Origin of the sequence: Sphingomonas sp., assembly GCF_036387595.1 — a bacterium.
In the GTDB taxonomy this organism is placed as follows: Bacteria; Pseudomonadota; Alphaproteobacteria; order Sphingomonadales; family Sphingomonadaceae; genus Sphingomonas.
The window spans coordinates 1-19,790 of the sequence record NZ_DASVTL010000085.1 but is presented as its reverse complement, the minus strand read 5'-3'; the positions used below and the strand labels follow the sequence as shown (position 1 = coordinate 19,790).

The following is a 19,790-nucleotide window of genomic DNA, read 5'->3' as shown; positions in this document are numbered from 1 at the left end:
CTTACTCCGCCGCTTTCGCCAAATCCGGTTCCTTCCACACGAGTATCGGCCGGCGCGCGGCGCGCGTCTCGTCCAGGCGGCTGCGCGGGGCGTAATGCGGGGCGGACTTCAGCGCAACATCGCCGGCCTTCGCGCGCTCGGCAACCGAACGCAGCGCGCCGATGAACTGATCGAGCGCGGCCTTCGATTCGGTCTCCGTCGGCTCGACCAGCATCGCGCCGTGGACGACGAGCGGGAAATAGACGGTCATCGGGTGGAAGCCTTCGTCGATCAGCCCCTTGGCGACGTCCAGCGTCGAGAAGCCTTCGGCGAGGTTCGAATCGGAGAAAAGCGCTTCGTGCATGCACGGGCCGGCTTTGCCGAACGGCGCATCGAGCACGTCGTCGAGGCTGCGCAGCACGTAATTGGCATTGAGCACCGCATCCTCGGCGACCTGGCGCAGGCCATCGGCGCCGTGGCTGAGGATATAGGTCAGCGCGCGGGTGAACATGCCCATCTGGCCGTGGAAGGCGACCATCCGGCCGAAGCTGCTCGCATGGTGCTCGCCGGCATTCTCCTCCTCGACCAGCACGAACTGATCGCCCTGTCTGTCGACGAAGGGCAACGGCGCGAACGGGGTCAGCGCCGCCGAGAACACCACCGGACCCGATCCCGGACCACCGCCGCCGTGCGGGGTGGAGAAGGTCTTGTGCAGGTTGATGTGCATCGCGTCGATGCCGAGGTCGCCCGGCCGCACCCGCCCGACGATCGCGTTGAAGTTCGCGCCGTCGCAATAGACATAGCCGCCCGCGGCATGGACCGCGTCGGAGATCGCGCGCATGTCGCGCTCGAACAGGCCGCAGGTGTTGGGGTTGGTAATCATGACCCCGGCGATATCGGGACCGAGCCGGGCCTGGAGGGCGGCGAAATCGACGCGGCCCTCGGCGGTGGCGGGGATATCCTCCACCGCGAAGCCGGCGAAGGCGGCGGTCGCGGGATTGGTGCCGTGGGCGCTTTCGGGGACGAGGATGATCTTGCGCGCGCTGTCGCCGCGCGCGGCCAGCGCCGCCTTGATCGCCAGAATGCCGCAAAGCTCGCCATGCGCACCCGCCTTGGGGCTCATCGCGACCGAAGTCATGCCGGTGAGCGTCACCAGCCAGTGCGCGAGCTGGTGGATGACCTCCAGCGCGCCCTGCACGGTATCGACGGGGGCGAGCGGGTGGACGTCGGCGAAGCCGGGGAGCCGGGCCATCTTCTCGTTCAGCCGCGGGTTGTGCTTCATCGTGCAGCTGCCGAGCGGGAAGAGGCCCAGGTCGATCGCATAATTCTGGCGGCTGAGGCGGGTATAGTGGCGCACCGTCTCCGGCTCCGACAGGCCGGGCAGGCCGATCGGGCGGGTGCGCGCGAGACCGCCGAGGCGCGACGTGGCGGTGACCGGAGGGGCGACCTCGACCCCGGTCGTGGTGGCGTCGCCGATCTCGAAAATCAGCGCTTCCTCCAGCATCAGCGCCTTGTTGCCGGTCGACGTGACCGGCGCGACGCTGGTGGGCGCGGCCATCTCGGGGCGCCAGCCGCTTGCGTTGATCGTCATGCCAGCACCTCCTGAAGCGCGGTCGCAAGGGTTTCGACGTCCTCCGCCGTCGTTGTCTCGGTCACCGCGACGACGAGGCCGTTCGCCAGCGCCGGTGCGTCGGGATAGAGACGGCCGAGCGACACGCCCGCCAGGATATTGCGATCGGCCAGCGTGCGCACGACGGGCCGGGCTTCGCGCGGCAGCTTAAGCGTGAATTCGTTGAAGAAGCCGTCGTTGACCAGCTTCACGCCGGGCACCTGGACGAGGCGGTCGGCCGCGGCGACCGCGGCGGCATGGTTGGTGGCGGCGAGCGCGCGCAGCCCCGCCTCCCCCAGCAACGTCATGTGGATCGAGAAAGCCAGCGCGCAAAGCCCGGAATTCGTGCAGATATTGCTCGTCGCCTTCTCACGCCGGATATGCTGTTCGCGGGTGGAGAGCGTCAGCACGAAGCCGCGGCGGCCATCGGCATCGACGGTCTCTCCGCACAGCCGGCCGGGCATCTGGCGGACGTATTTGTCCTTGCAGCCGAACAGGCCGACATAAGGCCCGCCGAACTGAAGGCCGACGCCGATCGACTGGCCTTCGCCGACGACGATATCGGCGTCCATCTCGCCCGGCGAGGCGATCGCGCCCAGCGCCACGGGTTCGGTGACGACCGCGATCAGCAGCGCCTTCTTCGCGTGGCAGGCGTCGGCCAATGGGCGCAGATCGGCGATGCGGCCGAGGATGTCCGGATATTGGACGACGACGCAGCTGGTATCGTCGTCGATCCGCGCGATCAGCGTGTCGAGATCGGTATCCGCCATCAGCGAAGGTGCCGCCGCTTCCAGCGTGTCGCCGGTGTATTTGGCCATCGTCGTCGCGACCGAGACGTAATGCGGGTGCAGCCCCGACGACAGCAAAGCCTTGCCGCGGCGGGTGATCCGGCGGGCCATGACGATCGCTTCCCAGCAGGCGGTCGAGCCGTCGTACATCGACGCATTCGCCACGTCGGTGCCGAGCAGGCGCGCGACCTGGGTCTGGAATTCGAAGAGCATCTGGAGCGTGCCCTGCGCGATCTCGGGCTGATACGGCGTATAGGCGGTCAGGAACTCGCCGCGCTGGATCAGGTGATCGACGCTGGCGGGGACGTGGTGGCGATAGGCGCCGCAGCCGAGGAAGAAGGGCACTTCCCCCGCGACCATGTTCTTGCGCGCCAGCGCGGTCATGTGCCGCTCGACCGACAGTTCGGAGGCGTGGTTGGGCAGGCCGCGGATAGGACCGTCGAGCCGCGCTTCGGCCGGCACGTCGACGAACAGCGCGTCGATCGAATCCGCGCCTACAACGCGGAGCATCGCATCACGATCGGGCTGGGTCAGGGGGAGGTAGCGCATTGTGCTTCCTTCTCCCCTCCCTGCAAGGGAGGGGCCGGGGGTGGGGCGTCTTCAGGAGCCGGGTGCCTGTGGCGACGCCCCACTCCAACCCCTCCCCTGAAGGGGAGGGGTTAATGGTTCAAAGCTTCGCGACGAAGGCCTCATAGGCGGTTTCGTCCATCAATTCCGACAGTTCGTCGGGGTCGCTCAGCGTCAGTTTGAAGAACCAGCCGTCCTCCTCCGCGTCGCTGTTGACCAGAGCCGGCTCGTCGACGAGCGCGGCATTGCCTTCGATTACGGTGCCCGACACCGGCGAATAGACATCGGACGCGGCCTTGACCGATTCGACGACCGCGGCTTCATCGCCCTTGGTCAGCTGCTTGCCCTCTTCGGGCACATCCACGAACACGATGTCGCCCAATTGGCCTTGCGCATAGTCGCTGATGCCGACGGTGCCGATATCGCCATCGACATCGACCCATTCGTGATCTTCGGTGAAATAGCGGCTCATGTCACTTGCCTCCTGCGCGAACGTAGCGGTGGGGAACGAAGGGCATCGCGGTGACGATCCCGGTGTGGATCTTGCCGCGCTGGAACAGGCGGACCGGCGTGCCAGGCGCGGCCAGCGCGCGCGGGACATAGGCCATCGCGATCGGCGCGCCGACGCTCGGGGCGAAGCCGCCGCTGGTGACCTTGCCGATCGGCGCGTTGGCTTGGTCGATGACGGTCGCGCCTTCACGCACCGGCTGCTTGCCCTCGACCAGCACGCCGACGCGCTTCATGGCCGCGCCGTCCGCACGCTCGGCCAGGATGCGCGCGGCGCCCGCGAAATCGGCGGCCTCGCGGCGGCGCTTCGACAGCGCGAAGCCGAGGTCGGCGGCGACCGGCGTGATTTCGGGATCGATATCGTGGCCGTAGAGCGGCAGGCCCGCCTCCAGCCGCAGCGAGTCCCGTGCGCCGAGGCCGATCGGCTTCACTTCACCTTGCGCACACAGCGCATCGGCGAACGCTTCCGCGGCGTCGGCAGGCAGCGAAATCTCGCAGCCGTCCTCACCGGTGTAGCCCGAGCGGCTGATCCACAGCGCATGACCCTGCCAAGAGAAGGCGCCCGCGGTCATGAAGGTCAACGCGTCGACGCCGGGCACGAGCCGGGAGAGCGCGGCGACCGCTTCGGGGCCTTGCAATGCGAGCAGCGCCTGTTCGTCGAGCAGGTTCATCGTCACGTCGTCGGGCAGATGATCGAGCAGATAGCCGATGTCGTCATATTTGGTCGCGCCATTGACGACGAGGTACAGTTCGGCGCCCCCGTCCACACCAGAACGCCGCGTGACCATCAAATCGTCCAGGATGCCGCCGTCCTGCGCCAGCAGCAGCGAATAGCGCATGCGGCCGTCGTCCAGCCCTGCCACGTCACCGGGCAACACCGCTTCCAGCGCCTCCGCCGCACCAGGACCGGTAAAGACGATCTGACCCATATGGCTGACATCGAACAGACCGGCGTGTTCGCGGGTCCACAGATGCTCGGCCATGATACCGTCATATTGAATGGGCATGTCATAGCCGGCGAACGCGACCATCCGGCCACCGCGGGCGCGGTGCCAGGAGTCCAGCGGAAGATGTTGGATTTCGACGATTTCGTCGTCGGCCATATCCCGGATATCGTCGCTCAAGGCCATACTCCGAAGGGGTCGCGCAGCCTGCTCGTGGCGAGCATGCCGATCGGTTCGAACCCCCTCTGTCACGGAACCTGAGAGCTTTCCCCCGCACGACCTTCCCCAAAGCGACGCTTCGAGGAGTCAGGGCGCGGGGTTACCCCTTCGGTGGGCCGCGGCTGCAAGCCATGGCCGCTTTCCAGAGTGTCGCCGGCTGCGCGCGGTCCCGTTTGCCTGAGAGATTCCGGGGCGGTTGCTCCTTCGGCGGCCCGTTCGATCCCTTACGAGAATCGGGGGCTCTCTCCCGCGCGCTGCCATGACGGTTGCCCGTCATCGACCGGCCCGGTGTGCCGATCCGCGGCGCGTGAGTCAATCGCCACGCCGCCCGCAAACGCCCCCAACGTGGCGCGACACCCTTAGCGGGTGGCGTTGTAGCGCAGCTGGGCGTCGGTGAGCTGGAAGCCGACCAGCGCCTCGAACGAGGCGCGCAGCACCGCCTGGCGCACCTCGGGCCGGGTCAGCGGGTCGGTGGCGGCGTCCTCGTCCCCCGCCTTGCGCTTGGCGGTGATCTGCTTGCGCACGTCCTCGGGAAGCGTCGCCGCGGCGCGGGTGACATAGCCTGTCGCCTGCCCCGTAGTGGTTGCGCGCGCCTGACCCGCGTCGAAGTGCACGGTCACACGGCCGACCCGCTTGGCGACTACGTTGCTGCCGCCACGGACCATCGTGATGAAATAGGGCAGAACGACATCGCGCGCCGCATCGGTGCGGGTGCGCGAGGCGCGCACTTCGAACGTCACCGTCGCCGCGATCGGGTCCGTGGTGTCCGTGCAGGTGCCGCGCACGTTGGTCATCGAGGCGACCACGTCGATCGCGCTTGCGTCCTGGCTCGATTCCGGCGCGAAGATCGTGACGTCGCCGGTTCCGGCGGGCACGCCGACGACCGGGCAGGCGGAGCGCACCGCGGTGATCCCGCCGGTGGCGTCGATCTCACCCTGTCCGGCGCATCCGCCAAGGACGGCGATGACGGGGAGCGCGAGCAGGATTGCTTTCACGGGACGCATACCTTCAAGTGGAGCGCGACGGCGCCCAGGGGAACCCGAGCGCCATAACCGGCTTTGCGGCTGGCAGGCAATCGCGTAGAGGCTGGCGGCGTGATCGAAGCCCAATCCGCATCGCCCCAGCCCGCCGCGCGCAAGCCGATGCTGGAACTCCTCATCGCCGCGCCGCGCGGGTTCTGCGCCGGCGTGGACCGCGCGATCCGCATCGTCGAACTGGCGATCGAGAAGCACGGTGCGCCGGTCTATGTCCGTCACGAGATCGTCCACAACAAATTCGTCGTGGACTCCCTGCGCGCGCAAGGGGCGGTGTTCGTGGAGGAACTCGACGAGGTGCCCGATGGCGCACCGGTGGTGTTCTCGGCGCACGGCGTGCCCAAGTCCGTCCCCGTCGAAGCCCAGGGCCGCGGCCTCGACTATCTCGACGCGACCTGCCCGTTGGTGTCCAAGGTTCATCGCCAGGCCGAGCGGCTGGTGGCGGCGGGGCGGCATATCGTCTTCATCGGACATGAAGGCCACCCCGAGGTGATCGGCACGCTAGGACAGGTGCCTGCCGGGTCGATGTCGCTGATCGAAACGGTGGCGGACGCGGAAGGCTTTACGCCGCCCGACCCGGCGAACCTGGCGTTCCTGACCCAGACGACGTTGTCGGTCGACGATACCGCCGCGGTCGTGGCCACGCTCCAGCGGCGTTTTCCGCTGATGCAGGCGCCGCGCGGCGAGGATATCTGCTACGCCACGTCGAACCGCCAGGCGGCGGTAAAGGCGATCGCGGCGGCGTGCGACGCGGTGCTGGTGATCGGCGCGCCCAATTCGTCCAACTCGGTACGCCTGGTCGAGGTCGCCGAACGCGAGGGCGTGCCCGCACGGCTGATCCAGCGGGCCGACGAGATCGACTGGGACTTCCTGATCGGGGTAGGCACGCTGGGGATCACCGCGGGGGCGTCCGCCCCCGAATTGCTGGTTCGCGAACTGGTCGATCGGCTGGCCACCCGTTACGAGATCGTCGAGCGTGAGGAGGAGACGACGCGCGAGACGATCGCCTTCAAGCTGCCGCGGGGGCTGGAAGCGGCGGCCTGACGTGGCGGTCTATACGCATGTCTCGGCAGAGGCGCTGACCGCGTTCCTGGCCGATTACGACGTCGGCGAACTGGTGTCCGCAAAGGGCATCGCCGAGGGTGTCGAAAATTCGAACTATCTGGTCGATACCACGCGTGGTCGGTTCATCCTGACCTTGTATGAAAAGCGCGTGGAGGCGGGCGATCTGCCTTTCTTCATGGCGCTGCTGGATCATCTGGCGGCGCGCGGCAGCCCGGTGCCGCCCGCGATTCCGGCGCGTGACGGCGTGGCGATCCGCGAACTGGCCGGACGACCGGCGTGCCTGATCCGCTTTCTGACGGGCGTGTCGCTATCGCATCCCACCGCATCACAGGCGTTCGCAGCGGCGCAGGCGCTTGGCGCCCTGCACCGCGCGGTCGGCGACTTTGCGGGCACACGGGCGAACACGCTGGGCGTGGACTCCTGGCGCCCGTTGCTGATGCGGTGCGGGCGCGATCTCGATGCGATCGACCCGGGGCTGTTCGACGGGCTGGCGCGCGGACTGGATGCGGTCGAGCCATGCTGGGACGGCGATGGCCCGCGTTCGGTGATCCACGCGGATCTCTTTCCCGACAACGTGCTGATGCTAGGCGACCTGGTGACGGGGCTGATCGACTTCTATTTCGCCTGCACCGACCTCCGGCTCTACGACCTGGCGATCATGCACAGCGCCTGGTCGTTCGACGCTGGCGGTGTGCGATATGATGCCGCTGTCGGCCGCGCATTGCTGGACGGGTATGCGGACTCCTTCGGCCTTGCCGATGGTGACCGCGCGCAGCTTTCGGTGCTGGCGAGCGGCGCGTGCATCCGCTTCGCGCTGACAAGGGGGTGGGACTGGCTGAACACGCCCGCGGACGCGCTGGTGACGCGCAAGGATCCGCTCGCCTATACGCGGCGGCTGGCCTTCTATCAGGAACATGGGGCGCGGTTGTTCGCATGACCAAAGTCGAGATTTCCACCGATGGCGCGTGCAAGGGAAATCCGGGGCCGGGCGGCTGGGGCGCGCTGATCCGCATGGGCGCGCACGAAAAGGAATTGTCGGGCGGAGAGGCGGTGACGACCAACAACCGCATGGAACTGACCGCCGCGATCCAGGCACTGAACGCGCTGACCCGGCCGTGCGAGGTGACGCTGTCCACCGACAGCCGCTATGTCATGGACGGGCTGACCAAATGGGTGGCGGGATGGCAGCGCAACGGCTGGCGTACCGCGGACAAGAAGCCGGTGAAGAACGCCGAACTCTGGCACGCGCTGATCGCCGCGGTCGAGCCGCACAAGGTGAATTGGGTCTGGGTGAAGGGCCATGCGGGGAACCCCGACAACGAGCGCGTGGACAAGCTGGCCAGCGATGCGGCGGCAGCGGCGGCCAAGCTGCCTAAGGCGTAAAGCGCGCGGGCGCATAAGCGGCTGGGTCGATCGCCGCGACCGCAGGATCGCACGCCCGGCCGAGCAGCAATGCGGTGGCGAGCATGGCGGCGGCGGGTGCGGTCTGGATGCCGAAGCCGCCCTGCCCTGCACACCAGAAGAAGCCGGGGACGGTCACGTCGAAGCCATAGACGGGGAGGCGATCGGGCGCGAAGCTGCGCAGCCCCGCCCAACGCCGCTCGACCGCTGTGACGCGCCAGTCGACGACCTGTTCGAAGCGGTCGATCGCAATCGCCACGTCGATCTCCTCGGGCGCGACGTCGTGCGGATCGACCAACGTCTCGTCATGCGGGCTGAGCCAGAGGCGGCCACCGGCTTCGGGCTTGAAATAGAAGCGCCCGGCGATGTCGGCGATGTGGGGCATGGCCGGGGGCGCGACGGGATCGGTGCGGAGTTGGGCGATGGTGCGGCGATACGCGCTGATGCCGATCGGCGCGACGCCGGCGGCCAGCGCGACGCGATCGGCCCAGGCGCCGGCGGCGTTGACCAATAGGGTGGCGTCGAACGTCCCTGCCCCCGTCTCCAGCCGCCAGCATCCGGCGCGGCGTTCGGCGCCACGAAGGGGTGCGTCGGTGACGAGGCAAGCGCCGTGGCGGCGCGCGGTGGCCAGGGCAGCGGCGTGGAGTGCGGCAACGTCGATATAGGCGCAGCTCGGCTCCATGACGCCGAGCGTCCATTCGGCGCGCAGGCCGGGGATGAAGGCGGCAGGATCGACCCGCTCCAGCGGCACCGCGCTGCCGTCGAATTCGGTCAGGAACGCATCGATCAGCGACGCATCGCCGGCGCGGCCGATGTGGAGCGAGCCAAGCGGTTCGAGGAAGCCACCCGCGCGCAAGGCCGCCCCCGACGCGGTGGTCAGCGGCTGGACGCCTGGCCCGCCATAGGTCTCCGACCAGAATGCCGCGGAGCGACCGGTGGCGTGGTAGCCGGGCGTTCCCTCTGCCTCCAGGATCAGCACGCGGGCGTGGGGAGCGATCTCCGCCGCCAGGCTGGCGCCGGCGATCCCCGCGCCGACGATGGCGATGTCGAAGGTCATGCGTGCGAATCGAGGAAAGCGTCGATGGCGGCCAGCGCGCGGTCGCGGACGGGATCGGCCTCCCGCAGGATCTCGTGCGCCGATTCGCGGCCGAACCGCAGCAGGGTGACATCGCGCAGCCGGGCGGCGACCTTCACCGCGGCGCGCGCGTCCACCAGCCCGTCACGATCGGCAAGCAGCATCAGCACGGGCGGGCGCAAGCTGCCCAGCCGCGGGTCGCTCGCCAACGTGGCGGTCGCCTCGAACGCCTCGGCCAGCCAGGCCCAGCTCGGGGGTTTGGGCGCATGATCGGGCGATTGCGCGTGCCACCACAATTCGTCCTCGTAGCGGCCAAGGTCGGTGGTGAGCAGCGCCTGCCGGCCGACGCGCGAATGAGGGCGCTCGTTGGCTTTCCAGGCCTGCCGCGCCGGATCGCCGCGGTCGCGCAGGAAGCGTGCGACCGGTGCACTGAACCGGCCGAACGGGCTGCGCAGGCCGAGCATCGGCGCGACGAGGATCAGCGCGTCGGGATCGACCGCTGCCTCCACAGCGGCCCGCAGGGCCAGGAAACCGCCCATCGAATGTCCCAGCAGGATGCGCGGGCGATCCCTGGGCAGCGTGCGCCAGATGGCGGCAAGGTCCGCCACAGCGGTCGCGAACTCGCCGCGGGCAAGGTCGCACGCCGGGCGACCCGACCCGCCGTGGCCGCGCCAGTCGAACGCGACGATGCTCCAGCCGGCGGCGTGCCAGTGCGCGAACGATTCGAGATGTTTCTCGAATATGTCGCCCCGCCCGCCCTGCACGACCATCGTCCCGCGCGCGCGCGTAGCCGGCCAGTCGAAGCGGCGGAGCGGCCAGCCATCGGGTGCGGTCCAGCGCGAGACGGTCGCGTCCGGGGGGATGATGCGGTTCGGGTTGGTCATCGGCGAAGGTGGTTACGGTTTCGTAAGCCGTGACGTCTAGTCTGCGGAGCATGAACCTGCCGCTTTCTGGCGCCTTGCTCGCGATCCTCGGCCTGATCCTGCTGTCGGCAGGAATCGAGGACGTGCGCCGCCGCGAGATCGCCAATTGGAAGAACGCGGGCATCGCGCTGCTCGCCCCCGCCTGGTGGTGGGCAAGGGGCCTGGCGCTGTGGCCGGACATCGGGGTGCAGATCGCCATCGGGCTGGTCGCATTCGGCCTGTTCGCCGCAGCCTTCTACCTCGGCTGGATGGGTGGCGGCGACGTCAAGCTGATCGGCGCGCTGGCGCTGTGGCTGCCGGCACAGCCGCTGATGTTCATGCTCGTGCTCATGTCGCTAGGCGGTGGCGTGCTGACGCTGGTCATGCTGGCCGAGCACAAATTGCTGCGGCGGAAAGGTCCGATCGAGGTGCCTTACGGCGTGGCGATCGTGGCCGCGACACTGCTTACGCTTCGCGAACCGATCCTTAACCAATTTCCCTGATTTTATGAGGCCGGATCAACCGACCGCGCTCGAAAGGCACGCACTTCGCCATGGATAGTCGCAAGATCATGTTGCTGGCGGGCGCGCTGTTCGTCGCCGCGATCACCGCGTTCTTCGCGCGCACACTGATGAGCGGCGCCGCGGCGCCGACCGCAGCCGCCGCGCCGCAGGTCGTCGTCGACGGCCCCGGCGTGCTGGTCGCCACCCGTTCGCTCCCCGTCGGCACGATCCTGGATGCCACCGCGCTGAAATATCAGCCCTGGCCCAAGGAACTGGTCGAGAACGCGTATTACCTGCAGGGTCAGACCGACCTCAGGCAGCTTCAGGGTACGGTGGTGCGCAATGCGATCACCGCCGGGCAGCCGGTAACCCAGGGCGCGCTGGTGAAGCCGGGCGACCGCGGCTTCCTGGCCGCCGCACTAGGCCCTGGCATGCGCGCGGTGACCTTCCCCGTTTCGGCACAGACTTCGGTCGCCGGCTTCGTCTTTCCGGGCGACCGCATCGACCTGGTGCTGACCCAGCAGGTTGCCGGCGGGGGCGACGGTGCGCCGCTCAAGGTCTCGGAAACGGTGATGCGCAACGTCCGCGTGCTCGCCACCGATCAACGCACCGACAATCAGGTTGGCGAGGACGGCAAGACCGTGGTGCGCACCTTCGGCAGCGTCACCGTGGAGGCGACGCCCAGGCTGGCCGAGCAGATCGCGGTCGCGCAGACCCTCGGGTCGCTTTCGCTGTCGCTGCGCTCGATCGCCGACAACGCCTCAGAACTGGAGGAAGCGATCGCGTCCGGCCAGGTGAAGGTGCCCGCAAACGGCGACGAGAAAGCCGAGAAGGCGATGCTGCTGAAGCTCGCCTCCCAGCCGACGAGTGGCGCATCGACCTTTGCGACCGGGGCCGACGTGTCGCGTTTCCAGCGATCGTCGGTGCCCGGCAAAGCACTGAATTCGGGTGCCGGTCACGGCATGCCGGCCGGCGATTCCGCCGCGCCGTATCCCGGCTCCGCACCCCAAGTCCCCGTCGTGCGCATCGCGCGCGGCAACAGCGTGACCGTCGTGCCGGTCGGAGGGAAGAACTGATGCGCATCGTTCACATGCCGATCGCCCATGGCGTGGCGGCCTGGCCGCTGGCGGCGGCGGCGCTGCTCGCCACGCCCGCCGGCGCCGCACCGGAAAAGCCCCGCGTCGCGACGACGGCGCGGTCGGGCGGCAGCTTGCAGACCGTCCAGGTCAACACCGGCCGCGGTCGGCTGGTGACGCTGGCACGGCCGATGAGCGACCTGTTCGTGGCGGACGATACGATCGCCGACGTGCAGGTGCGATCACCCACCCAACTCTATATCTTCGGCAAGAAGGTTGGCGAGACGACGATCTCGGCCACGGCCAAAAGCGGTGGCGTGGTGTTCTCCGCGACGGTGCGGGTCGGCAACAATTACGATTCGATCGGGTCGATGCTGCGGCTGGCGATTCCGGACGCGACGATCGTGGCAACTTCGATGAACGGGCTGGTGCTGCTGACCGGCACCGTGGCCGCCCCCGACGATGCCGCGGAAGCCGAGCGGCTGGTTCAGGCCTATGTCGGAGATTCGACCAAGGTATTGTCGCGGCTGAAGACGGCGACGCCGCTCCAGGTCAATCTGCAGGTGCGCATCGCCGAGGTGAGCCGCAGCTTCGTCAAGAACATCGGCTCGAACCTTTTGACGCGCGACCAGACCGGCGGCTTTACCTTCGGTATCGCCCAGGGGCGCAATCCCGGCTCGATCACCCAGACCGATGCCGGTGCCTATCCCACTGCCGAAGTGCCGTTGCCGGGAGGCGGGGTCATCCGTGGCCCGTATGATCCGTCGACCGGCAAGTTCATCAACCCACGCGGCGGCACGACCAGCGAGATATCCAAGGCAGGCAATGCGACGACCCTGGGACTCGCCGGACGGCTGCTCGGGCTGGACGTGCTGAGCGCGCTCGACCTCGGCGAGACGGTGGGTCAGGTGACGACGCTCGCGAATCCCAACCTCACTGCCCTGTCGGGCGAAACGGGCACCTTCCTCGCGGGTGGCGAGGTGCCTATTCCCGTCTCGCAGGGACTCGGCACGGTTTCGGTCGAATATAAGCAATATGGCGTCGGCCTGTCCTACACGCCGACCGTCCTGGCCGACGGCCGCATCTCGATGCGGGTCCGCCCCGAAGTGTCCCAGCTCGACTATTCCAATGCCGTGACGCTCGGCGGCACCCGCGTGCCGGGACTGACGACGCGCCGTACCGAAACCACCGTCGAACTGGGTTCGGGCCAGAGCATGATGATAAGCGGGCTGCTGTCGAACAACCACAACAACACCTACGACAAGACACCGGGCCTCGGCGACCTGCCGGTCATCGGCGCGCTGCTGCGTTCCAACCAGTTCCAGCGCAGCGAGACCGAATTGGTCATCGTCATCACGCCGTATCTGGTGAAGCCGGTCAACAACATGGCCGACATCCATCTGCCGACGGATGGCTACAAGGCACCGAGCGACCTCGGCCGGGTGCTGCTGGGCGAATTAGCGGGAAGCACGACGGACGGCACACGCCCCATACCGACGATGGCACCAAACGGGCCGCCGCCCGCTGCGCTGCCGCCGTCGATCGGCGCCGTGGCCCCCGCCGCAACGGCGCCGGCGACCACGCGGCCACCCGCCGGCAAGCCGGCAAAGGCTCAGCGTGGCGCCGTTCCCGCCCCCGGCTTCTCGAACTGACGCGAGGACATATTCGATGAACAAGTCGCTCCTTCTCCTCGCCGCGCTGCCCGCGCTGGCCGTCGGCGGATGCATGGGCACGCAGAACCGCGGGCTGGAAACGGTTCACCAGCCCGTCGTCGAGCGAAAGGATTACGCACTCGACCTGGCGACGCGGGGCAGCAACCTGGCGCCCGGGGAGGCCAAGCGGCTGGAGGGTTGGTTCGGGTCGCTTCGCCTGGGCTATGGGGACCATGTCGCCATCGACGACGCGGGCTATGGCGCGGCACATGCCGACGTCGGTGCGGTCGTCACGCGATCCGGCCTGCTGCTGTCCAACGACACGCCGGTAACCGGCGCCCCGATCGCGCCCGGCACCGTGCGCGTCGTCGTCAGCCGGATGAAGGCGAGCGTGCCTGGTTGCCCCGATTACAGCCGCGATTCGGCGCATGAGTTCGATAGCAACACGTCATCGAATTACGGCTGCGCGATCAACAGCAACATCGCCGCGATGATCGCCGACCCGGGCGACCTGGTGCGCGGGCAAGCCAGCGCGACGGGCACCGATCCGCGCGTGAGCTTCCGCGCGATCGACGCGTATCGCAAGGCGGCGCCGAGCGGCGGCGGCGGCGGCGCGGTGCAGGCCGCCGGCGTGGGAGGCAAGTGAGATGAACGCACCCTGGAAGCCGGCCGGCGTCGGCCACCGCGAACCGTTTACCGCTTATGTCTGCGACGAGACGACCGCCGACGCGCTGCGCCCGATCGCCATCGAACTCGGCTGGTCCCCCGACAAGGTTCACCGCGGCGGCTTGCGCAACGCGGTCCAGTCGCTTTCGGTCTCGGCATCGCCGCAGATCCTGTTCGTCGATCTGTCCGAATCGGGCGATCCGTTGAACGATATCAACGCGCTGGCCGAAGTGTGCGAGCCTGGCACGGTGGTGATCGCCAGCGGCCAGGTCAACGACGTCCGCCTATACCGCGATCTCGTCGCCAGCGGCATCCAGGATTATCTGCTGAAACCGTTGTCGCCCGACATGCTGCGCGATTCGTTCACCCACGCGCAGGCAATGCTGAACGCACCCAAGCACGCCGAAGTATCGACCGAGCGGCCGCATTGTTCGACCGCGATCATCGGCATGCGCGGTGGCGTCGGCGCGTCGACGCTCGCCACGTCGCTGGCATGGCTGCTTGCCGACCGGGAATCGCGCTCCACCGCGCTCCTCGACCTGGACATCCATTTCGGCACCGGCGCGCTGGCGCTGGACATCGAACCGGGACGCGGGCTGAGCGATGCGATCGAGAACCCGAGCCGCATCGACGGACTGTTCATCGAACGCGCGATGGTGAAGGCGGGCGAAAAGCTGTCGGTGCTCAGTGCCGAGGCGCCGATCAATACCCCGCTCATTACAGACGGCGCCGCCTTCTACCAGCTGCAGGAGGAGATGCGCGCAGCGTTCGAATGCACGGTCGTCGATCTGCCGCGTGCCATGCTGGTCCAGCACCCGCACCTCATCAGCGACGTCCAGCTCGCCGTCGTGGTCACCGAATTCACGCTGGCGGCGGCGCGCGACACGATCCGCATCCTGTCGTGGCTGAAATCGAACGCGCCGCAGACGAAGACCGTGGTCGTCGCCAACAAGGTCCATGCCGGCGGTCACGTGGAGATCGCGCGCAAGGATTTCGAGAGTTCGATCGAGCGCAAGGTCGATCTGCTCATCCCCTTCGATCAGAAGCTGGCCGCGACCGCCGCGAAATTGGGCAAGCCGCTGGCCGAGGCGGGCAAGACTTCCAAGACCGTCGCCCCGATCGTCGCGCTCGCGCGGCAGGTGGCGGGTTGCGCGGATGCGACGATCGAGGATGCGCCGGCCAAGGGCGTCAAGACGGCCGGGACGTCGCTGCTCGGCAAGTTCGACCTCAAGGGGTTGATGGGCAAGCGCACCGCCAAGGCCGATTGATCTAGACCGAGAAAGAGGCGCGTCGCCATGGATTTGCTGCCGATCATGATGGTGTCGACCGGTGCGCTGATGGTGCTGGGCATGATCGCGTTCGCGGTGGCCGGCCCATCGCCCCAACGTGCGCAGGCGCGGCGGCTGTCGTCGCTGCGCGCGCGGCACTCGGGCGCCGCCGCCGACAAGGTCGATGCCCAGCTGCGGCGAATCACGCAGGCGCAGGCAACGCGGATGGACACCGTGTTCGGCACCATCCTGCCCAACCGCGCGCTGCTCGCCAAGCGGCTGGCGATGACGGGCAAGACCTGGACAGTCGGCAAGTACGGCCTGGTCAGCGCCGGCATGGCGCTGGTCATCGCGGCGCTGCTGTGGCTGAAGGGCGCACCCATCCTGCTCGGGGTGTTCGTGGGGCTGCTGATCGGCCTCGGGCTGCCGCATATGGCGGTGGGCTTCTTCATCAATCGGCGGATCGCCAAGTTCAACGCCAAGTTCCCGGACGCGATCGAACTGCTGGTGCGCGGCCTGCGATCGGGCCTGCCGATCACCGAGACGATCGGCGTCGTCGGCCAGGAGCTGGACGGCCCGGTGGGCTTCGAGTTCCGCTCCGTTGCCGACAAGATGAAGATCGGCCGGACGATGGACGCCGCGTTGCAGGAAACCGCCGATCGGCTGAACACGCCCGAGTTTCAGTTCTTTGTCATCACCATCGCGATCCAGCGCGAGACCGGCGGCAATCTGGCCGAGACGCTGGCGAACCTCGCCGACGTACTGCGCAAGCGCGGACAGATGAAGCTCAAGATCAAGGCGATGTCGTCCGAGTCCAAGGCGTCGGCCTATATCATCGGATCGCTGCCCTTCATCGTCTTCTGCATGATTTGGGTCATCAACGACAGCTACATGCAGAACTTCTTCGTCGATCAGCGACTGATGGTCGCAGGCGCAGGCGGGATGGTGTGGATGTCGATCGGTGCCTTCATCATGGCCAAGATGATCAACTTCGAGATTTGAGGAAGTACGCGTGGGCGAGACCGCTGGTCCGACGATCCTGGGGGTCGATGTCCTCTGGGTAGCGACGTTGCTGTCGGGCGTCGCCGCGTTCGCGGTGATGTGCGCTATCTATGCCGCCACCACCATCCGCGATCCGATGGCCAAGCGGGTCAAGGCGCTGAACGACCGTCGCGAACAGCTGAAAGCCGGCATCACCGCGTCCACCAAGCGGCGCGCCAAGCTGGTCCAGCGCAACGATACCGCCGACCGCATGCGCGGCATCCTGTCTTCGATGAAGGTGCTCCAGGACGAACAGCTGAAGGCTGCGCAGCGCAAGCTGATGCAGGCTGGCATCCGATCGAAGGACTGGGCCGTCGCGGTGATCTTCGGGCGGCTGGTGCTGCCGATCGTCATCGGCGGCATTGCGCTGTTCTGGGTCTATGGCACCGACGGCTTTGCAGCCTGGTCGCCGCTCAAGCGCTATGGATTGGTGGCGATCAGCTTCATCGGGGCGTATAAGGCGCCCGACATCTTCCTGAAGAACAAGATCACCAAGCGCAGCCATGCGATCCGCAAGGGGCTGCCCGACGCGCTCGATCTGCTGGTGATCTGCGCCGAGGCGGGGCTTACCGTCGATGCAGCGTTCCACCGCGTCGCGCGCGAACTGGGCCGTGCGTATCCGGAACTGGGCGACGAATTCACGCTGACGGGAATCGAGTTGGGCTTCCTGACCGAGCGGCGCCACGCTTTCGAGAATCTGGCGATGCGGGTCGATCTGGATGCGGTGAAGGGGGTCGTCACGACGATGATCCAGACCGAGAAATACGGCACCCCGCTGGCGTCTGCGCTGCGCGTGCTGTCGGCCGAATTTCGCAACGAGCGGATGATGCGGGCGGAGGAAAAGGCCGCGCGGCTGCCTGCGATCATGACGGTGCCGCTGATCCTCTTCATCCTGCCGGTGCTGTTCGTGGTCATCCTCGGCCCCGCCGCCTGCTCGATCAAGGACGCGCTGCTGACCGGGTGACGCAACCCGCGGCGGGGCGGCCCGTTATGCTCGCGTAACAGGGAGGCCGACCGATGCTATTCACCACGCCGACGCAATATGCCGTTCTCGCGCTGCTGTTCGTGGCGGGGTGGATATTCGGGCTTGCCAGCCATCCGGGCGGCGCCAAGTGGAAGACGCGCTACGCCACCGAGCGCGATGCGCATGCCGCCACGCGGCGCGAGGCCGATGCGCGGGCCGCCGAGCATCGCACCGGCGTGGACGAGCGGTATTCGACGGCGCAGGCGCGGATCGCCGAACTGGAGCGCGAGAACGACCGGCTGGCCAAGGCCGCGCCGGTGACCGCATCGACGATCGGGTCGCACGATCGGGTGGCGACGCCCGCGCCTTCGGTGCCGCTGGGCTCGCGCGTGGTGATCGCACCGGGCGGGCGGCCGGCGGGCGCGAGCCGGGGCTGGTTCGACTGGCGGTAGACCCAGATCCTCCCCGGGAGCGGGGGGGGGGAACCAGCCGCAGGCTGGTGGAGGGGGTGTCCGCGAGCGGGCCGCGTGCCGCGAACCCCCTCCACCCCTCGGCTGCGCCGAGCGGTCCCCCTCCCCGCGAGCGGGGAGGATCGGGTTATTTGCCGAGCGCTGCCTGCGCCGCTGCCAGCCGCGCGATGGGCACGCGGTACGGAGAGGCGCTGACGTAATCGAGGCCGACCTGCTCGCAGAAGGCGATGCTCGCCGGGTCGCCGCCGTGTTCGCCGCAGATGCCCAGCTTGATGTCGGGGCGGGTCGCGCGTCCCCGGTCGGCGGCGAGCTGGATCAGTTCGCCGACCCCCTCCACGTCGATGCTGACGAAGGGATCGCGCGCGTAGATGCCCTGTTCGACATAGGCGCCCAGGAACCGCGCGGCGTCGTCGCGGCTGACGCCCAGCGTGGTCTGGGTCAGATCGTTGGTGCCGAAGGAGAAGAACTCCCCGACCTCGGCGATTTCGCCGGCCTTCAGCGCGGCACGGGGCAGCTCGATCATCGTGCCGACGAGATATTCGATTTCCCGCCCCTTGTCGGCGAAGACGGCCTGCGCCGCCTTGTCGACGACCGCCTTCATCAGCTCCAGCTCGCGGCGGGTGGCGACCAGCGGGATCATCACCTCGGGGATCGGCGCGTCGCCCGAAGCCTCGGCCACCTCGATCGCGGCCTCGAAGATCGCGCGCGCCTGGATCTCGTAGATTTCAGGATAGGTCACGCCCAGGCGGCAGCCGCGATGGCCGAGCATGGGATTGAACTCGTGCAGTTCGGCGGCGCGGCGCTTGAGCGTGGCCACGTCCACACCCGCCGCGGTCGCGACTTCGGCGAATTCGGCTTCCTCGTGCGGGAGAAATTCGTGCAGTGGCGGGTCGAGCAGGCGGATGGTCACCGGCAGCCCGGCCATGACCGCGAAAATCTCGGCGAAGTCCTTGCGCTGTTCGGGCAGCAATCGGTCGAGCGCGGCGCGGCGGCCGGCCTCGTCCTCGGCCAGGATCATCTGGCGCACCGCGGTGATGCGGCTCGATTCGAAGAACATGTGCTCGGTCCGGCACAGCCCCACGCCTTCCGCGCCGAAATCGCGCGCCACCTGGCAATCGGCCGGGGTCTCGGCGTTGGCGCGGACCTTCAGCCGGCGGACCGCATCGGCCCATTCCATCAACGTACCGAAATCGCCCGACAGTTCGGGGAGGACCGTGGCGACGGTGCCGATCATCACCTCACCGGTGGTGCCGTCGATGGTGAGCGTGTCGCCTTCGCGGATTTCGCGTCCCGCACAGCGCATGACCTTGGCCTTCGCGTCGATCGACAGCGTGCCGGCGCCGGAAACGCACGGGCGGCCCATGCCGCGCGCGACCACCGCCGCGTGGCTGGTCATGCCGCCACGCGCCGTCAGTATGCCCTTGGCAGCGTGCATGCCGTGGATATCCTCCGGGCTGGTTTCGGTGCGGACCAGGATGACCGACTCCCCTGCCGCCGCACGCCTTTCGGCGGTGTCGGCATCGAAGACGACGGTGCCCGACGCGGCGCCCGGAGAAGCGGGCAGCCCCTTGGTCAGCACGTCGCGGTGAGCCTTGGGATCGAGCGTCGGGTGGAGCAACTGGTCGAGCGCGGCGGGATCGACGCGCAGGATCGCTTCGTCGCGGGTGATGAGTCCTTCGCTTGCCATGTCGACCGCGATGCGCAGCGCGGCCTTTGCGGTGCGCTTGCCCGCGCGGGTCTGGAGCATCCACAGCTTGCCCTGCTGGACCGTGAATTCGATGTCCTGCATGTCGCGGTAGTGGGTTTCGAGCCGGTCGAAGACCGCCGCAAGTTCGGCGTACACCGCCGGCATGGCTTCTTCCATCGACGCCGCCTTGGCGCCGGCTTCCTCGCGTGCCGTTTTCGTCAGATATTGCGGCGTGCGGATGCCGGCGACGACGTCCTCGCCCTGCGCGTTGATGAGGAATTCGCCGTAATAGGCGCGGTCGCCCTTCGACGGATCGCGGGTGAAGGCGACGCCGGTCGCCGACGTCTCGCCCATGTTGCCGAAGACCATCGCC

19 protein-coding genes and 1 riboswitch are annotated in these 19,790 nt (G+C 68.1%); of the genes, 11 read left to right on the top strand and 8 right to left on the bottom strand.

The genetic code is table 11. The features are described from left to right. Nucleotide 1: 1 nt before the first annotated feature. The 5 genes from gcvPB to VF643_RS09175 form a co-directional block, all read right to left on the bottom strand. Nucleotides 2-1,570: an aminomethyl-transferring glycine dehydrogenase subunit GcvPB gene (gcvPB, locus tag VF643_RS09195; protein WP_331043088.1), complete on the bottom strand. Its 1,569-nt coding sequence runs from the start codon at nt 1,568-1,570 to the stop codon at nt 2-4. Beyond that, complete coding sequence (gene gcvPA, locus VF643_RS09190; protein ID WP_331043087.1) at nt 1,567-2,925, bottom strand: aminomethyl-transferring glycine dehydrogenase subunit GcvPA; 1,359 nt, start codon at nt 2,923-2,925, stop codon at nt 1,567-1,569. Before gcvPA ends, gcvPB begins: the two co-directional genes overlap by 4 nt. Before the next feature lie 118 nt (nt 2,926-3,043). Beyond that, entirely contained in the window at nt 3,044-3,415 is a 372-nt protein-coding gene (gene gcvH / locus VF643_RS09185) for a glycine cleavage system protein GcvH (protein ID WP_331043086.1), read from the bottom strand. Nucleotide 3,416: 1 nt separating this feature from the next. Next, nucleotides 3,417-4,553 (bottom strand): glycine cleavage system aminomethyltransferase GcvT, encoded by a 1,137-nt coding sequence (gene gcvT, locus VF643_RS09180; protein ID WP_331043085.1) that lies wholly within the window; start codon nt 4,551-4,553, stop codon nt 3,417-3,419. Nucleotides 4,554-4,767: 214 nt separating this feature from the next. Continuing rightward, a riboswitch (glycine riboswitch) is annotated at nt 4,768-4,873 on the bottom strand. A gap of 99 nt (nt 4,874-4,972) precedes the next feature. Further along, nucleotides 4,973-5,617 carry a hypothetical protein gene (locus tag VF643_RS09175; RefSeq protein ID WP_414713836.1) on the bottom strand — a complete coding sequence of 215 codons (645 nt, stop codon included), beginning with the start codon at nt 5,615-5,617 and terminating at the stop codon, nt 4,973-4,975. Between the two features lie 138 nt (nt 5,618-5,755). Here VF643_RS09175 and ispH point away from each other — a divergent pair, with 138 nt between their 5' ends. The 3 genes from ispH to rnhA are packed head-to-tail and all read left to right on the top strand — an operon-like array spanning nt 5,756 to nt 8,095. Beyond that, nucleotides 5,756-6,691, top strand: coding sequence for a 4-hydroxy-3-methylbut-2-enyl diphosphate reductase (ispH, locus tag VF643_RS09170; protein WP_331043194.1), 936 nt, complete (start codon nt 5,756-5,758; stop codon nt 6,689-6,691). Between the two features lies 1 nt (nt 6,692). Further along, on the top strand, nt 6,693-7,649 hold the full coding sequence (gene thrB, locus VF643_RS09165; protein ID WP_331043083.1) for a homoserine kinase: 957 nt from the start codon (nt 6,693-6,695) through the stop codon (nt 7,647-7,649). Then, nucleotides 7,646-8,095 (top strand): ribonuclease HI, encoded by a 450-nt coding sequence (gene rnhA / locus VF643_RS09160; RefSeq protein WP_331043082.1) that lies wholly within the window; start codon nt 7,646-7,648, stop codon nt 8,093-8,095. Before thrB ends, rnhA begins: the two co-directional genes overlap by 4 nt. Here rnhA and VF643_RS09155 read toward each other — a convergent pair. Both VF643_RS09155 and VF643_RS09150 read right to left on the bottom strand, forming a co-directional pair. Next, nucleotides 8,085-9,170, bottom strand: coding sequence for an FAD-dependent oxidoreductase (locus tag VF643_RS09155; RefSeq protein WP_331043081.1), 1,086 nt, complete (start codon nt 9,168-9,170; stop codon nt 8,085-8,087). The two genes, rnhA and VF643_RS09155, sit on opposite strands and share 11 nt — an antisense overlap. Continuing rightward, a complete protein-coding gene (locus tag VF643_RS09150; RefSeq protein WP_331043080.1) occupies nt 9,167-10,072 on the bottom strand; it encodes an alpha/beta hydrolase in 906 nt (301 codons plus the stop codon). Before VF643_RS09150 ends, VF643_RS09155 begins: the two co-directional genes overlap by 4 nt. A 50-nt stretch (nt 10,073-10,122) precedes the next feature. Here VF643_RS09150 and VF643_RS09145 point away from each other — a divergent pair, with 50 nt between their 5' ends. Genes VF643_RS09145 through VF643_RS09110 form a run of 8 tightly spaced genes read left to right on the top strand, consistent with a single transcriptional unit; the run spans nt 10,123 to nt 17,712 of the window. Further along, nucleotides 10,123-10,593, top strand: coding sequence for an A24 family peptidase (locus VF643_RS09145; RefSeq protein ID WP_331043079.1), 471 nt, complete (start codon nt 10,123-10,125; stop codon nt 10,591-10,593). A gap of 50 nt (nt 10,594-10,643) precedes the next feature. Then, nucleotides 10,644-11,669 (top strand): Flp pilus assembly protein CpaB, encoded by a 1,026-nt coding sequence (gene cpaB / locus VF643_RS09140; RefSeq protein WP_331043078.1) that lies wholly within the window; start codon nt 10,644-10,646, stop codon nt 11,667-11,669. Next, on the top strand, nt 11,669-13,321 hold the full coding sequence (locus VF643_RS09135; RefSeq protein ID WP_331043077.1) for a type II and III secretion system protein family protein: 1,653 nt from the start codon (nt 11,669-11,671) through the stop codon (nt 13,319-13,321). Before cpaB ends, VF643_RS09135 begins: the two co-directional genes overlap by 1 nt. Nucleotides 13,322-13,337: 16 nt before the next feature. Then, the gene (locus tag VF643_RS09130; protein ID WP_331043076.1) at nt 13,338-13,967 is read left to right on the top strand and encodes a CpaD family pilus assembly protein; all 630 of its coding nucleotides are present in this window, start codon (nt 13,338-13,340) and stop codon (nt 13,965-13,967) included. A 1-nt stretch (nt 13,968) separates the two neighbouring features. Continuing rightward, a complete protein-coding gene (locus tag VF643_RS09125) occupies nt 13,969-15,255 on the top strand; it encodes a pilus assembly protein CpaE (RefSeq protein WP_331043075.1) in 1,287 nt (428 codons plus the stop codon). Nucleotides 15,256-15,282: 27 nt separating this feature from the next. Further along, entirely contained in the window at nt 15,283-16,257 is a 975-nt protein-coding gene (locus VF643_RS09120) for a type II secretion system F family protein (RefSeq protein ID WP_331043074.1), read from the top strand. Nucleotides 16,258-16,267: 10 nt separating this feature from the next. Further along, nucleotides 16,268-17,260, top strand: coding sequence for a type II secretion system F family protein (locus VF643_RS09115; protein ID WP_331043073.1), 993 nt, complete (start codon nt 16,268-16,270; stop codon nt 17,258-17,260). Between the two features lie 53 nt (nt 17,261-17,313). After that, the gene (locus VF643_RS09110; protein WP_331043072.1) at nt 17,314-17,712 is read left to right on the top strand and encodes a hypothetical protein; all 399 of its coding nucleotides are present in this window, start codon (nt 17,314-17,316) and stop codon (nt 17,710-17,712) included. A gap of 145 nt (nt 17,713-17,857) precedes the next feature. On the opposite strand, the gene ppdK is transcribed toward VF643_RS09110, so the two are convergent. Then, the coding region (ppdK, locus tag VF643_RS09105) for a pyruvate, phosphate dikinase (RefSeq protein ID WP_331043071.1) at nt 17,858-19,790 on the bottom strand (1,933 nt) is incomplete at its 5' end.